At 31.2% G+C, this 14622-nt stretch carries 15 protein-coding genes and 1 riboswitch; of the genes, 3 read left to right on the top strand and 12 right to left on the bottom strand.

The features are described 5' to 3' along the window. Window positions 1-32: 32 nt before the first annotated feature. Both COE53_RS23605 and COE53_RS23600 read right to left on the bottom strand, forming a co-directional pair. Window positions 33-230, bottom strand: coding sequence for a hypothetical protein (locus COE53_RS23605; protein WP_025568404.1), 198 nt, complete (start codon window positions 228-230; stop codon window positions 33-35). Between the two features lie 207 nt (window positions 231-437). Further along, a complete protein-coding gene (locus COE53_RS23600) occupies window positions 438-986 on the bottom strand; it encodes a histidine phosphatase family protein (protein WP_025568405.1) in 549 nt (182 codons plus the stop codon). Window positions 987-1268: 282 nt separating this feature from the next. On the opposite strand from COE53_RS23600, the gene COE53_RS23595 reads away from it, so the two are divergent. Together COE53_RS23595 and COE53_RS23590 are read left to right on the top strand one after the other, a co-directional pair. Next, window positions 1269-2081: a MerR family transcriptional regulator gene (locus tag COE53_RS23595; protein ID WP_025568406.1), complete on the top strand. Its 813-nt coding sequence runs from the start codon at window positions 1269-1271 to the stop codon at window positions 2079-2081. A gap of 88 nt (window positions 2082-2169) precedes the next feature. Beyond that, the gene (locus COE53_RS23590; RefSeq protein WP_025568407.1) at window positions 2170-2853 is read left to right on the top strand and encodes a DUF554 domain-containing protein; all 684 of its coding nucleotides are present in this window, start codon (window positions 2170-2172) and stop codon (window positions 2851-2853) included. Between the two features lie 135 nt (window positions 2854-2988). Here the strand turns inward: COE53_RS23590 and COE53_RS23585 are convergent, their stop codons facing one another. The 6 genes from COE53_RS23585 to COE53_RS23560 all read right to left on the bottom strand — a co-directional run bounded on the left by COE53_RS23585 (window position 2989) and on the right by COE53_RS23560 (window position 7744). Next, entirely contained in the window at window positions 2989-3411 is a 423-nt protein-coding gene (locus COE53_RS23585; RefSeq protein ID WP_025568408.1) for a VOC family protein, read from the bottom strand. A 128-nt stretch (window positions 3412-3539) separates the two neighbouring features. Next, on the bottom strand, window positions 3540-4010 hold the full coding sequence (locus tag COE53_RS23580; RefSeq protein ID WP_025568409.1) for a hypothetical protein: 471 nt from the start codon (window positions 4008-4010) through the stop codon (window positions 3540-3542). A 101-nt stretch (window positions 4011-4111) separates the two neighbouring features. Then, window positions 4112-4648, bottom strand: coding sequence for a cysteine hydrolase family protein (locus COE53_RS23575; protein ID WP_025568410.1), 537 nt, complete (start codon window positions 4646-4648; stop codon window positions 4112-4114). 43 nt (window positions 4649-4691) lie between these two features. Continuing rightward, window positions 4692-5234, bottom strand: coding sequence for a sugar O-acetyltransferase (locus COE53_RS23570; RefSeq protein WP_069034413.1), 543 nt, complete (start codon window positions 5232-5234; stop codon window positions 4692-4694). A 119-nt stretch (window positions 5235-5353) separates the two neighbouring features. Beyond that, the gene (locus tag COE53_RS23565) at window positions 5354-6130 is read right to left on the bottom strand and encodes a class I SAM-dependent methyltransferase (protein ID WP_069034414.1); all 777 of its coding nucleotides are present in this window, start codon (window positions 6128-6130) and stop codon (window positions 5354-5356) included. Between the two features lie 159 nt (window positions 6131-6289). Continuing rightward, window positions 6290-7744 (bottom strand): NAD(P)/FAD-dependent oxidoreductase, encoded by a 1455-nt coding sequence (locus COE53_RS23560; RefSeq protein WP_069034415.1) that lies wholly within the window; start codon window positions 7742-7744, stop codon window positions 6290-6292. Between the two features lie 372 nt (window positions 7745-8116). Between COE53_RS23560 and COE53_RS23555 the strand changes: the two genes are divergently transcribed. Next, window positions 8117-8539 (top strand): hypothetical protein, encoded by a 423-nt coding sequence (locus COE53_RS23555; RefSeq protein WP_069034416.1) that lies wholly within the window; start codon window positions 8117-8119, stop codon window positions 8537-8539. Between the two features lie 182 nt (window positions 8540-8721). On the opposite strand, the gene COE53_RS23550 is transcribed toward COE53_RS23555, so the two are convergent. The 4 genes from COE53_RS23550 to COE53_RS23535 all read right to left on the bottom strand — a co-directional run bounded on the left by COE53_RS23550 (window position 8722) and on the right by COE53_RS23535 (window position 14252). Then, complete coding sequence (locus COE53_RS23550) at window positions 8722-9888, bottom strand: trans-sulfuration enzyme family protein (protein WP_069034417.1); 1167 nt, start codon at window positions 9886-9888, stop codon at window positions 8722-8724. Between the two features lie 5 nt (window positions 9889-9893). Further along, a complete protein-coding gene (locus tag COE53_RS23545) occupies window positions 9894-11063 on the bottom strand; it encodes a trans-sulfuration enzyme family protein (protein ID WP_069034418.1) in 1170 nt (389 codons plus the stop codon). Window positions 11064-11144: 81 nt separating this feature from the next. Next, window positions 11145-11248: riboswitch (SAM riboswitch) on the bottom strand. A 79-nt stretch (window positions 11249-11327) separates the two neighbouring features. Beyond that, entirely contained in the window at window positions 11328-13601 is a 2274-nt protein-coding gene (locus COE53_RS23540; protein WP_098948806.1) for an ATP-dependent DNA helicase, read from the bottom strand. Window positions 13602-13724: 123 nt separating this feature from the next. Continuing rightward, complete coding sequence (locus tag COE53_RS23535) at window positions 13725-14252, bottom strand: YcxB family protein (RefSeq protein ID WP_069034420.1); 528 nt, start codon at window positions 14250-14252, stop codon at window positions 13725-13727. Window positions 14253-14622: the final 370 nt, after the last annotated feature.

Genomic DNA, 14622 nt, shown 5'->3' with positions numbered 1-14622 from the left:
ACTATTAGCTGGTTTAGTTGGATAAGGAATTACTACCATCCAGTAAAATAAAAAACTAGCCCTATTGCTATGCTTAGTAATATTCCTCGTTTGTATAAATACTTTTTTTGATGTTTTTCAAATTTAGCCCCCGATAAACCTTCTTGTATCTTTATTATCGAAAGAACTATCAGCCATCCACATACAATACTACCAAATATATTAAATGTTAAATCAAATAATAATCCCATTATTATCTCCCCTAAAATAGTTGGAAATTTTTTCTATAGGTTAATTATATCAATCCTTATTCTCTAAGCGTATCATTTTTTTAACATTCCTTATGTAACTAATCTGCCATTTAGTTCAATAAAAAACTCAACAATCTTCTCTAACTGAACCTCTAATTTTAATAATCTATTAGCTTAGGCGAATTATATTTTTTCTTACCAACTCTCTTATTCAACTTCCCACAAACGTTCACAATCAAACTCATTATCCTTACACTTCAAAAGAAAAATATCAGGATTACTTAAACTTTTCCAATTCTCAAAACCAAATTCTTTGTTAAACTGTTTTATTATTAAAGACATCAAATTCCCATGAGTTACAATGATTGTAATTTGATTTTCACTTTTGATGATTTCATCTATTACGCTTATTGCACGATTAGTAGCTTCTTGACTTGATTCGCCACCATCAAATTTCAACTCCATATCTTCAAATGTGGCTTCTAATTTTTCAAGCCAGTCGGGTAAATCAGTTGAGCTTAGCTTACGTTCAGATAGTCGCTCATCGAGATCAATGTCTATATTCTTTTCATTACTAGTCGGTTCGATTGATTGAATTGCTCGTAAAAAAGGGCTTGAAATAATTTGGTCAACTTTTATCTTTGAGAAAAAATCACTCAATTGCTTAGCTTGTTTTGAACCTCGCTTCGTTAGATTCGCCTCAAATGGCTGTCCTTCTGCTTCACAGTGTCTAATTAGATAAATCTCTTTTTCCATGTAATCTGCTCCTACTTAATTGATTAATTTTACAAATTTTCTCTCTATTTCCTTATATTATCATTTAAAGTCCTAATTTTGATAATTGAATTTTCTGATCTACATATTGAACATTTTTTATTAATTGATGACAATCTGAATTGAATGTATTATTTAAATTAACAATCTTTCCGGAAAGTAATTACATTTATCAAAATTTAACAATTTGGAGCTTATTAAAATTAAAGGATATTTGATAATAAGGAATATCATTTTCATGGCAAATAGAGGAGTTTTTAAGAAATGAAAGAGTATTTTACAATTGGTGAAGTATCAAAATTATTCCAAGTTAAAATTGCGACTCTTAGGTATTATGATCAGATTGGTCTCTTACGTCCAGAATTTACCGATAAAAAGACCAACTATCGATATTATTCAACTCAACAGTTTGAAAGGCTGAATTCGATTAAATATTTGAGGGCTCTTGATTTACCAATAAACGAAATGATTGATTTTTTTAATTATCGGGAAATTGATGCTCTTGTTGAAATGTTAAAAAAACAAAAAGATGAAGTTGCCAAAAAGAAGAATGAATTGGAGATTATTGAAACGAAAATATCACGCCGTTTATTACAAATTGAAGATGCTGTTAGTACACCTTTAGATGTAATATCAGAAATAACACTTCCCGAAATGCATGTAGCTTATTTACGCCATGACTATGTTATAGGCGATGATATTGAATTACCTATTACAGAACTAAGGAACAGTTTTGGGATTAATGAGGAAATTTTTTTAGGGAAAATTGGCATCTCAATCTCAGCATCAAATTTGAAAAAGAATGTTTTTGATAAATACTCCAGTATTTTCATGATACTTGAAGATGGAGATCACATTCCACCAACTTCCATTCTTATTCCATCAAGAGACTATTTGAGAGTTCGATTTAAAGGTACTCACATTGATGCTGTTGATTATTATAAGAAATTATTGACGTATATGAAAAAACACAATTATAAACTGTTAGATGATTCCTTTGAAATTACACTTATTGATTACGGCTTTACTAACGATAATGAAAAGCATGTCACGGAAATTTTATTACCTTATGAGTAAACTAAATGATAAAAACCTACTTGACCCTCTAGTTACTAGAGGGTTTATTTTTTATTAATATACTATTAATAAAAGGAGAAATCGAATTATGTTTGGCACGATTTTTAACACATTGATGATTATAGCCGGGAGCTTGATCGGAAGCATCTTTAAAAAAGGGATAAAAGAAGAATATCATGAAATCCTTATGCAGGCGATGGGATTAGTAGCTTTAGGATTAGGGATCAACTCACTAGTACAACATTTGCCTTCTAGCAAATATCCAGTACTTTTTATTGTAAGTCTGGCCATAGGCGGATTAATTGGACAAAAACTCAAGTTAGAATCAAGATTTAATAGCTTAGTTAATAAATATTCTAAAGGTAATTTGGCTGAAGGATTATCAACCGCTATTTTATTATTTTGTATTGGAACATTATCGATTTTAGGACCAGTAGAAGCAGCGTTAAAAGGGGATTATACATACCTTCTTGCAAATGGTACGTTGGATGGCATTACTTCGATTGTTTTAGCATCCACTTTTGGGATTGGAATCATTTTTGCTGGAATTGCATTATTTACATGGCAGGGATCCATCTATTTGATTGCCATACTAATGAAGAATTCTTTAAGCACTGATCTTCTAAATGAAGTGACGATTGTAGGCGGTATATTAATAATAGCGTCAGGCCTAAGTATATTGGGGATTAAGAAATGTAATACTTTAAATCTTCTACCCTCATTATTGATTCCTCCTATTGTCTTTTTATTTATGCATTTATTCCATTTATAATGTTTGTGTAATTAAATAAAAAATTTGGGAACCTTCGTCAAAATGAAGGTTCCTCTAATTACTTTATTAATTCTGTAAACATCAAATAAACGTTAAATTTAATTGGCAAATTTATTTTTAATATCAAGTAAACTTTTATTTTATTCTTTTTGCAAGCGGATGATTGTCACTGAATTGTATTAAGTCCCATAGATTTCCGTATAAATCCTTAAATACTGCAACCGTTCCATAATCTTGTACTTTCGGTTCTCTTACAAACTCAATTCCTTTTGATTTCATTTCCTCATAATCTCTCCAGAAATCATCTGTTCCTAAAAATAAAAAAACTCTCCCACCAGCTTGATTGCCAACGAATGGCTCTTGCTCTTGTTTTGATGCCTTTGCAAGTAGAATAGTCGTTCCTGATGAACCAGGTGGACTTACAACTACCCATCTCTTATCTTGTTCAGGCTGATATGTATCTTCAATTAAATTAAAATGAAGTTTTTTCGTATAAAACTCAATAGCCTCATCATACTCTTTTACGACTAATGCAATATGCACGATTGACTGGATCATCTTCTTATCTCCTAACCTGTTTTCTAATAAAAATACTACTAGTTAATCTAAATTTCAATCTAATAAACTTCATACTTCAATAATCATCTATTTAGCATAATAAAAAGACTGCCGAAACAGCCTTCGAATTAATCATTTAATTTTGAAGCAAAAATTGGAATGATTATGATAGTAATAAATATTAATGCCAAAACGATTAATGAATTTTTCCATCTAAAATCATTTTCTCCATCATTTTTGTGTTGTTTTATGAATTCATCATATATTTTCGATGAAACAAATTTTCCAGGATCTAATATTTCTCCTGTTTTTTCATCCAGTAAATACGTATCATAATTCGCTGTTTTAAAGAAACGATCTCTTACAGTATCGTATTTTGCAGCAATAGCCACTACATTTTCGTTTGTGTTTTTTTCCTTATTTGTTAAACTAAATTCTTTTTGTTCGACAATCACAGTTGATTTCTTAACATAATAATTAACTTCCTTACGATTATTCTTATCTATTTGATCTAAATAGCGCGATGTTGCATTTGAGATTGAGACATTCGATAAAAACAACAAAAAGAAACAGAAGATGCAAAATGCAACTCTTTTCATTTATATCCCCCCACTTCTATTCAAATCTACTAAATTATATTCACTAGATTTTTAAATAGTCCTAGAGAGTATTTCTCATCTACCTCTTTAATGTGGAGTAGTTAATTTTTTGCTAAAGTATCCCTTTTGAGATCATTTTCTATAAAAGTTAAAAATCGATGGTTCCACATTTTTTCATAAAAATCAATTGTTTCTTTTGCAGACATAAATGGATTATTTAATGTAGAAGTTGCTCCGTTTACCATGAAGTTTTCGTAACCCAATCCATGCGCAAATTTAATTGTAGCATCCATACAGTATTCAGTTTGAGCACCGCAAAATTCTATTTTTTGTACAGCTAATTGATCTAAAAGATTTTTTAAGTTTGTTTTAAAAAAAGAATTTGCATGTATTTTATTGATGAAAAAATCTTGTTCTCGAACATCTAGATTAGCATTAATAGCCCAAAGTTCTTCTCCATGTACTAATTCTTCATCACAATGCTGAACAAAAATAATTGGTTTACTTAATTCTCTATATAATGAGATTCTTTTATTTACTTTACTAATTAAATTTTGCAATTCAAATAAATGCTCACCGCTGTAACATACACCATTTTGTAAATCGATCACGATTAAAACATCTGCACAATTATCCATTTTATCTACCTCATTTATATTTTTATTAAGTTTATAATTTCATTTAATTTTCTATACTTTTAATAATTTTCGCAGGGTTACCGGCCACTACACTATTAGAAGGTACATCTTTCGTAACGACAGAACCTGCAGCTACAATTGAGTTATCTCCAATCGTAATGCCTGGTAAAATAGTACAACTCCCTCCAATCCACACATTGTCTCCAATATGGATTGGAATCGCATACCCGCTCTTATTTCGATCCTTTGGTTGAATCGAATGGCCAGCTGTATAGATTCCTACATTCGGACCAATCATACAGTTATTTCCTATTTTCACTTCTGCCATATCTAAGATTGTACAATTATAACCTGCATAGAAATGATCTCCCACATGAATGTTATCCCCTAAATCACAATGAAAATTATGCTCAATACTTGGATTTTCCCCTACTGTACCAAACAGCTCTTTCAATATTTCTTCTTTTCTTTCGAACGATTCCACATTTATATTATTAAACTCTTGAACAAGCTTATGGGCACGTATATTTTTCATTTTTAATTCTTCTGTACCACGCTTATAATAAATTTTCTCTTTATCTTCCATGTTAAGACTCCTAACTTATATGTAGTTATTTTATAAATCACTTCGATCAATAATCTACTAAACCTTCTTTCACAGCCAAAATCATTCATCCAACTATTTGTTTTATAGTGATTTCATTATTATTTCCTTCCACTCAAAATCACTGCATTTCCTAATACTTTTTTGTTCAATAAAATTTTTGGCAATTTCATTTCTTTATCAAGTTTAGATCTGTTCAATTCAGATACACCATATTTCTTTAAATCGTTTAAGAGCTGCTCCTTTTCATCTCCAAATATTTTTTCATCCATAAATAAATCTAAAAAGACGAATTCCCCTCCAGGTTTTAACACTCTTAATGCCTCTTTTATTACATCAGTTTTATTGCTTCGATCTTTTACTTCATGGAAAGTAAGACAGCTTACAATGACATCAAATTCATTCTCATTAAAAGGGAGTTCTGAAGCACTTGCTTTCACAAAATGAATCTGATGAGAAACACCTTCTATTTCTGCATTTTGCTGGCATTGTGCTTTTGAATACTCCCAATTTCCCCCCCAATAGTCAATTCCAGTTAATACTGATGTAGGAAAAGCCTTTGCGAGTTTAATGATCAGCGAACCGCTGCCCGTACCAATATCTAAAAGTGTTCCGTCTCCATCCCACTTTACTTTGGACACAATTAAGTCATGAATTTTTGACTGATAATTCCCTCCAATGGATGCGAATTGGTATATAGAATAAGAAAGTATAAGTGTTATATATAGAAATGGCACAGCTAAAATTCCTGATAGAATTCGTACATATGTATTAACAGGTAATATTGTTACAGAAAGAAAGATGAGTGAAATCACTAGAAATATAAGCAGTTTATAGATACGAATCCAAGTTTTATATTTAGTTTTTAATTGCAAGATATCACAAACCTTTTAGTTTTTAGTTAAATTATACCTTTTCAAAAAAGTCACGTTAATTCTTTTTTAAGCCAAATACTAAAATAATTAATTAAATGTTTAGTCTAACAAAACAAACCTCTAATGCTATAACAATGCAATAGAGGTTTGTTAAATAAAGTATTAAATAGTAACTAATTCTTTTTCTTTACTTCCGATTTTTGTAATGATATCACGCGCAATCCATACACCACAAGCACTTGCTTGAGCTAAGCCACGAGTAACTCCTGCTCCATCTCCACCTAGATATAATCCAGAGATTTCACTTTCAAAGTGTACATTTAGCTTTGGTCGTGCTGAGTAGAATTTTGCTTCTACGCCGTAGAAAAGTGTATGTTCTGCAGCGATACCTGGAGTTACATGATTTAATGCTTCTACCATTTCAATTAAACTTTTCATTGTATTATATGGTAAAACTAATCCTAAATCTCCTGGTACTGCTTCTTTTAAAGTTGGTTCTAAAAAGCCTTCTTTAATACGCTTTTCAGTTGAACGGCGACCTTTTAAAATATCTCCGTATTTTTGTACGATTACTCCACCGTGTGAAAGCATGTTTGCAAGGCGTGAAACCTCGTGCGCATATTCATTTGGTTTATCAAATGGTTCTGCGAATTGATGCGATACTAATAAGGCAAAGTTTGTATTTGGACTACCTAGTTTAGGGTCTTTATAAGCGTGACCATTAGCAGTCATAATTCCTGAATGATTTTCAACTACTACGTGTCCAGATGGATTACTACAGAATGTTCTGACTTTTGTACCCACGCTAGTATTAAAGACGAATTTACCTTCGTATAAGTGCTTGTTAATCTCTTCCATTACTACGTTTGAAGTCTCAACACGAACACCAATATCAACTTGATTTGTTGACATTTTTAAACGACGTTTTTTCATAACATCAGTTAGCCATTTTGAGCCATCACGACCAGGCACAATTACAACTTTCTTAGCATGTAATTCTTCACCTTTTTTTAATTTAATTCCCTTTATGATATGAGTACCTTCAACCTTTTCAGTTATTAAGTCCTCTACTTCAGTTTTATACTTCATATCGATTTTCGTTTTTAAATACTCGTAAATGCTTTTTAGAATTTCTAAATTTTGCTCAGTTCCTAAATGACGAACTTGTGCGCGTAATAATTTAAGTCCAGCTGCGTAACCACGACGTTCAATATCTCTAACTTCTTCTGTTAAGGGATCAGTAATCGATTCAGTCGCACCATGTTCTAAATTAATTTCATCAACGTATTTGATTAATTCAACTACTTGTGAATCTGATAAGTAATCTGTCATCCATCCACCAAATTCGCTTGTAATATTAAATTTTCCATCTGAATATGCTCCAGCACCACCAAAACCATTTGTAATTGAGCAAGCTGGTAAGCAACCTGAAAATTCTTTTTTACCTGCAGCAGGCGGACATTTTTCAATTTTCTTTTGTAAAATCGGGCAATGTCTTGCGAATATATCATGTCCTTTATCAACAAGTAGTACTTTAGCATTAGGCATTTTTAAAGTTAATTCATAACAAGTAAATATTCCAGCAGGTCCTGCTCCAACAACGATAACATCATACATCTATATATACCTCCAAATAAGGTTTAATTTATATCATTTGATCAACCTAAAATAGAATACCATCAATATGAATGCGTTTCAAGCAAAAACACGAACATTTTTTGTATTATTTTTAAAAAATATTCGTTTATAAACATAGTGAAACCTTTTCATTACAATTAACCATATGTCAATTAGCTTTTTTTATCCATTTTTAGACAATTCAAACTTGAATATTAATTAATTAGACATCAGATTATTTAGTTGATTCCATCCTAATTTAACGAAAAGTTAATTATTGTAATACGAAAATATCCTATTAGATAGAATCACAATCACACTAAGTTGAATAGTTATATAAATAACAGATATTTTATATTGGAGATGGAAAAGATGCTAGAAGAAAATATCAAGGAAAAGGAAGGGAAAGACCAAAATCAAATAACTACTATAGAAGATGACGGTTTACAAGCAAGTCTTGAAAAACAAATTGTTGCTGCATCGTGGGTTAAGGCAGTTGCACAATTATATGAAACGATTACATTATCAAAATTATATTCAATTGACAAAGATTCAATCTTTCAAGGGAAAAGAGATATCATATCAGGCATGTGGATTGGCACAGCTGGTCAGTTATCCGTTGCTTTTTACGTTTCTAAGCAATTGTTCACTTCAGATAAGAAAAATTTACTTGAATTACAAAGAAAAATCGTGCTTTCTGATTCAATTCAATTAGTTGGAAACGCTTTGGCACTTATAGGTGCAGCTGAGGTAATTCAAGAGGAAATTGGTGACGGGGAAATATTCATTTCATAGTCAACTAAAAATCTTTATATTACTTAAAAAGTTTACATCTAATTTACGCATCATCAATAGCGCAAAATTAAAAAATATAAAATAAATAAATCCCACAGAAATTCCATTGTGGGATTTTTAATATAGAGTTTAATTTGTTCGTGTTTCTAAGACAGATTCTCTTTTTTAATTATCCGGTTTCCCTATTCCTGCACTTCTTGTTTTTCTCTTACCCCTGCATTTAATGCTTTTTTAAAGCTTGCAATCAAGTCTTCAATATCTTCTAAACCAACTGACACTCTTATTAATGTATCTTTTACGCCTAATCTTTCACGAACATCGAGCGGTATTGCAGCATGGGACATCTTCACAGGATATGAAACAATTGTCTCAACTCCACCTAATGAAACGGCAACTGCAACGTTTTCGACTGATTGTAGGAAACTTGTCGTTTGTTCAATCGTTTTTAGTGTAAATGAAAGGACTGCTCCTCCTCCAGTAGCCTGCTCAAAATGTATATCGTGACCAGGGTGATCTTTTAGTCCTGGGTAATAAACATCCTCAACTTCTTCTTGTTCTAAAAGCCAATTTGCTAATTTTGATGCAGTTTGTTCATATGCATCCATACGAACTTTTAATGTCTTTAATCCTCTTAATGTTAACCAACAGTCTTGTGGACCTAAAATTGCCCCGAATGAATTTTGGATTGTGTATAAATCATTTGCAAGTTCTTCCGAATTTACGACCGCTAGCCCTCCGATTACGTCGCTATGGCCTGCAATAAATTTTGTTGCACTATGAACGACAATATCAGCTCCTAAATCTAAAGGTCTTTGTAAATATGGTGATAAAAAACTATTATCTACAATGACAAGGATGTCATTTTCTTTTGCTATCTTGATTGCACTACTCAAATCAGTAATTTTCAAAAGAGGATTAGACGGTGTTTCTAAATAAAGTCCTTTTGTATTTGGCTTTATTCCGGCTTTAATCTCTTGTAAATTAGAAGCGTCTACAAATGTAAAATCGATTCCGAAACGATTTAATACTTTAGTCGCGATTCTAAATGTTCCTCCATATACATCTTCACAAATGACAATATGATCTCCAGCTGAGAACAAAGACAATACAGATGAGATTGCAGCCATCCCTGATGAAAATGCAAAACCGCGAACACCATTTTCTAACTTTGCAATTGTATTTTCTAATGCTTCTCTTGTTGGGTTTCCACTTCTTGCATAGTCGTACTTACCAAAATTCTCTATATCAAATTGATGAAATGTTGAAGTTTGATAAATCGGAATACTTAATGCGCCTGTTGCCTGATCTATTTCATTTCCATTATGAATTAATTTCGTTCCAAATTGCATCCTCATCACCCCAATGCATTTTCTAAGTCATTTAATAAATCATCAATATGTTCAATACCAACAGATAAACGAAGTGTATGGTCATCTAGACCAAGCTTTCTTTTAAATTCCTCTGGCATTTCTGAATGAGTTTGCGTATGTGGGTACGTAATTAATGATTCAACTCCACCTAAGCTTTCTGCGAATGTAATAACTTTTACACTTCCTAATACTTGTTCAACCAAACTTAAATCTTTCACTTTAAATGAAATCATTGCACCAAATCCAGTTGCTTGTTCTTTAATAATTGAATACCCTTTATGCGTTGGTAACCCTACATAAAACACTTCAGTAACATTCGGATGATTTTCTAAAAATTTCGCAAGTACAATTGCATTTTTTTGACTGTATTCCATACGTAAATGTAATGTTTTAATTCCTCTTAAGATCAACCAAGAGTCAAATGGAGCTAATGTTGCTCCTGTTGATTTTTGATAATAACGAATTCGTTCATTCGTATATTCAGAATTTGTTACGACAAAACCAGCAAGTGTATCATTATGGCCACCTAAATATTTTGTTCCACTATGAACAACAACATCTGCACCTAATTCAATTGGTCTAAAGAAATAAGGTGTTAAAAATGTATTATCAACGATCACAATTATATCTCGTTCTTTTGCAAGCTCAACTACTCTTTTTAAATCAGTTACTTTCATCATTGGATTTGATGGTGTTTCAATAAAAATTCCTTTTGTGTTCGGTTTAAGTGCATCAAGAATATTTTCAATTTCAGTCGTATCTACAAAATTATGCTCAAGTCCATATGGCGAATAAATTTCTTCGAATAAACGATATGTACCACCGTATAAATCATCTGAAACAATTAGGTGGTCACCTTTTTTAAATAAGCTTAATACTGCAGTAACGGCTGCATTTCCTGTTGAAAATGCAACACCATAATTTGCACTTTCTAATTTTGCAACAGTATTTTCAACTTCTTCACGAGTTGGATTTTGTAATCTTGCATAATCATATCCAGTCGATTGATGAAGACCTGCATGCTTAAAAGTAGCAGATTGATAAATTGGATAACTAATCGCACCAGTTAATGGATCATAACCTTTGCTTCCATGAACAGCTACCGTTTCAATTGATTTTTTATTCGTGTTTAAAGCCTCTTTTGTGTTAGTCATTATAAATCCCCCATTTTAGTCAAATAAAAAACCACTTCCTAAAAAATAAGAAGTGGTTATGTCCGCAAAATATACATATCGCTCTTATCTTCCAGGTTTTTCACCTGCAGGATTTAGCACTTTCTAGTTTTTACTAGAGTTGCCGGGTTTCGTCGGGCCAGTCCCTCCACCGCTCTTGATAAGATTATTTAATTATATTGATAAGTATATTAAAAACTCTGATAATTATCAATTGTTTTTTTTGAATTATTTAATTATTAACTCTTACTTCCATTCTTCAGGTAATAAACTTTGATAAAGTGAACTCTTATATCGGTCATCAATTAGTAATAAAGTCCCTTCATCTGATTCAGATCGTATCACTCTTCCACCCGCTTGCATTACTTTATTCATACCTGGAAAGACATATGCATAATAATACCCATTTTTTCCAACCGAATTAAAATGCTCCTTTAAAATATTTCTTTCTAAACAAATCTGCGGCAATCCTACACCAATTACTACGACTCCGTTTAAACGATCACCCTTTAAATCGATCCCTTCAGAGAATATACCGCCTAATACCGCAAAGCCAACTAGCGTTTCTTCATTTAGACTATCAAATTGTAAAAGGAATTCCTCTCGTTCAATTTCAGTCATACCATTTTCTTGAACGATTGTTTTTATAGTAGGGTATTTCTCTTTAAATAAATCAACACTTTGAATTAAATATTGATAGGATGGATAAAAAACTAAATAATTACCTTTTCTTTTCGTAATTTCTTTATATACCGAATCAATTAATCTTTCTAAATTTCTTTCACGATCTTGATACCGCGTTGATAGAGGGTCAATTGTTACCTCCAATTGCTCCTTATGAAAAGGAGAATCGATTGAAATTGTATAATCGCGACTTTGATCACCAAGCATATCTTGAAAATATTGTATTGGGGTTAAAGTAGCTGAAAAGTAAATTGTTGAGCGAAATCTTTTTATTACGTCATTTACAACTTTAGATGGGTCAAGGCAAAATAGCTTTAAATGAACTTCACTTTTATATAGTTCATAGTAGAATACGTAATTTTCATCAAAAAACTCTGCGATTTTGACGAAGTTGAGTGACTCAAAATAAGTATCAAGCAAAAGTTGTTTATTTTCGTCCTCGTCCATTTCCGGTAATTTTATTTCTACGATTTCATTGAATGTATGTAGAAGTTCTAGTAAATCCCCATCTATTTCCTTTGAAACTGGGGTTACAACGTCCTTCCATTTCTTTCTTAATTCAATAAAACGCTTATTTATTTCATTTATTATGGCATAAAGTTCATCTTTTAAATTTTTATATCGATTTTTCAACTCTAAAAATTTAGATTTGAATAGACTCGCAGAATACATTTCTCTTGAGCGATCAACAAGATTATGAGCTTCATCAATTAATAAAACTGTACTTCGTTTATGCTCATCAAATAATCGCTTTAACGATACTCTAGGATCGAAAATATAATTTACATCGCAAATAATAGCATCTGAAGAATTTAATAAATCTAATGAGTATTCAAATGGACAGACTGTATGTTTTCGTGCATATTCTTCTATTTTCTCCCTAGTTAGTGCTTTTTCGGATGAAAGAATATCAAGAACAGCATCATTAATTCTGTCATAATAACCATTGGCAAATTCACAATAATCCTTTTGACACATCGTCTCTTCTTTAAAACAGATTTTATCTTTTGCTGTAATCGTCGTACACTTTATACAAAGTCCTTGATCTGTCATGCGCTTAAATGCTTCTTCAGCAACAGTCCTAGTTATTGTCTTAGAAGTTAAGTAAAACATCCGATTGATACGATCCTCACCAATACTTTTAACAGTTGGAAAAATAGTTGATACCGTTTTTCCTATTCCAGTTGGTGCAACAGCAAATAAATTATTACCTTCTTGAATCGTTTGATATACCGCACCTGCTAACTTTCTTTGTCCTTTTCTGAAAGAAGGAAAGGGAAAATTTAATTCTTTTATGGTCTGATTCCTTAACTCAATATGATCGTATTTCCATTTTGCAAAAGGATAATAAATTTCTAGCATTTTGTATAAGTAATTTGTTAATTCATCCTTTGTAAACAAAAGATCGAAGCTTATTTTTTGCTCAGTTAAAATATTAATATATGTAAGTCTAAGTGTAATCTTTTCAAGCTGTAGTTCTTCACAAATAAAATATCCATAAACTTTTGCTTGAGCCCAATGAACAGGATATGAATTTTCATTTATTTCATTTAAATCCTTCATTGTTGATTTAATTTCTTCTATTATATATTGATCATCCTTCAGTAATAATCCATCACAACGGCCTTCTATCTGAAACGCCAATTGATCCAATTTTATAGTGCCGGATATAGGTCGTTCTTTTACATCCTGTTCACCATATTCTCTTTGGATTTTTTGATGCGCCTTTGTTCCTTCAATTAAAGAAACCGAACTTTTATAAGTTAAATTGATACTTCCCGCTGTATGAGCATACTCAACTAGCGTTCGAACTGAAACCTTTATACAATTCTCCAAGTGAGTACCCTCCTTTATTACATTTTATCATAATCCTCTTTCTTGATTAAGAATGAAAAGTACCAATAAAAAAGTTCAAGTTAAAATAACTTGAACTTTTAAAGATCAGAATGCAATATTCAACTAGCAATATAAAACTTGAATATTATATTTTCTGTAGAATTGTAATAATCTCTCCATGTCATCCTTTATTGCTTCTAGCGGAACTACAATGGCTTGCATACTTGTAAAGTAAATATAAAAGTAATTCTTCGTTCCTTTTATTTCAACTATATCATCCCACTTTATTTCATGAACACTTGATTTTGTAATTTCTTTCATTCCATTCTCATCAACCTTTAGAGAATGTTCGCCGAATAACGATTGATCGTTCTTTTCAGTTAAATGCTTAATCATTTTGTTTTTAGAGGAACGGTAGAAATACTTTGGAAAATAAACGAACCAAAGAATGGCTGCTATCGAAAAGGCAAGTAAATAACCAAAAAGCGGTTGCTTGAAAAAAAAGGAAATTAAAAATGGTATTACTAAATAGATTAAACTCACAGCAATTCGTTGATTAATTAACGACTTTTGAACAGTTTTAGAATGTTTTAAATGATGTAAATTAAATTCAATATAATCATCCAAATTAATTTCATAATTAAGTTTCATACTTGACCTCCAATTTCGCAAAAATATTTTAATCACTATTATTTTAACATTAGAAAAAAACAGAAAATAAAGTTATTTTATGTACTTATGTTAAGTTGATTTTTCAAGATTCATAGAATTAATTCTTATATTAAGAATTCGTAATAATTCATTTCCAAAGTTCTAATTTTAAATTTTTGGCATAAAAAAGGATGTCCTAACTGTAAATCAAAAAGAATAGTGATATAGGCTCGGCGCTGCAAATAATTTATGAGATATTGCAATTGATCGGTGGACTGCAATTAAATTAAGAGAATCGCAATTAAAATTGTGGACTGCAATTAAATTAAGAGAATTGTATCTACGTCAATAAACGGACACATTAAAATGA

The organism is Bacillus sp. AFS029533 (assembly GCF_002585125.1).
Taxonomy (GTDB): Bacteria; Bacillota; Bacilli; order Bacillales; family Bacillaceae_G; genus Gottfriedia; species Gottfriedia luciferensis_B.
Note: the sequence above shows the minus strand (reverse complement) of the source record. Positions and strands in the feature narration are given on the sequence as shown.

What these genes read in the sequence shown, in the direction of transcription:
- COE53_RS23605 (WP_025568404.1), bottom strand. Translation starts at nt 230, where the DNA reads ATGGGATTATTATTTGATTTAACATTTAATATATTTGGTAGTATTGTA.
- COE53_RS23600 (WP_025568405.1), bottom strand. Translation starts at nt 986, where the DNA reads ATGGAAAAAGAGATTTATCTAATTAGACACTGTGAAGCAGAAGGACAG.
- COE53_RS23595 (WP_025568406.1), top strand. Translation starts at nt 1,269, where the DNA reads ATGAAAGAGTATTTTACAATTGGTGAAGTATCAAAATTATTCCAAGTT.
- COE53_RS23590 (WP_025568407.1), top strand. Translation starts at nt 2,170, where the DNA reads ATGTTTGGCACGATTTTTAACACATTGATGATTATAGCCGGGAGCTTG.
- COE53_RS23585 (WP_025568408.1), bottom strand. Translation starts at nt 3,411, where the DNA reads ATGATCCAGTCAATCGTGCATATTGCATTAGTCGTAAAAGAGTATGAT.
- COE53_RS23580 (WP_025568409.1), bottom strand. Translation starts at nt 4,010, where the DNA reads ATGAAAAGAGTTGCATTTTGCATCTTCTGTTTCTTTTTGTTGTTTTTA.
- COE53_RS23575 (WP_025568410.1), bottom strand. Translation starts at nt 4,648, where the DNA reads ATGGATAATTGTGCAGATGTTTTAATCGTGATCGATTTACAAAATGGT.
- COE53_RS23570 (WP_069034413.1), bottom strand. Translation starts at nt 5,234, where the DNA reads ATGGAAGATAAAGAGAAAATTTATTATAAGCGTGGTACAGAAGAATTA.
- COE53_RS23560 (WP_069034415.1), bottom strand. Translation starts at nt 7,744, where the DNA reads ATGTATGATGTTATCGTTGTTGGAGCAGGACCTGCTGGAATATTTACT.
- COE53_RS23555 (WP_069034416.1), top strand. Translation starts at nt 8,117, where the DNA reads ATGCTAGAAGAAAATATCAAGGAAAAGGAAGGGAAAGACCAAAATCAA.
- COE53_RS23550 (WP_069034417.1), bottom strand. Translation starts at nt 9,888, where the DNA reads ATGCAATTTGGAACGAAATTAATTCATAATGGAAATGAAATAGATCAG.
- COE53_RS23545 (WP_069034418.1), bottom strand. Translation starts at nt 11,063, where the DNA reads ATGACTAACACAAAAGAGGCTTTAAACACGAATAAAAAATCAATTGAA.
- COE53_RS23535 (WP_069034420.1), bottom strand. Translation starts at nt 14,252, where the DNA reads ATGAAACTTAATTATGAAATTAATTTGGATGATTATATTGAATTTAAT.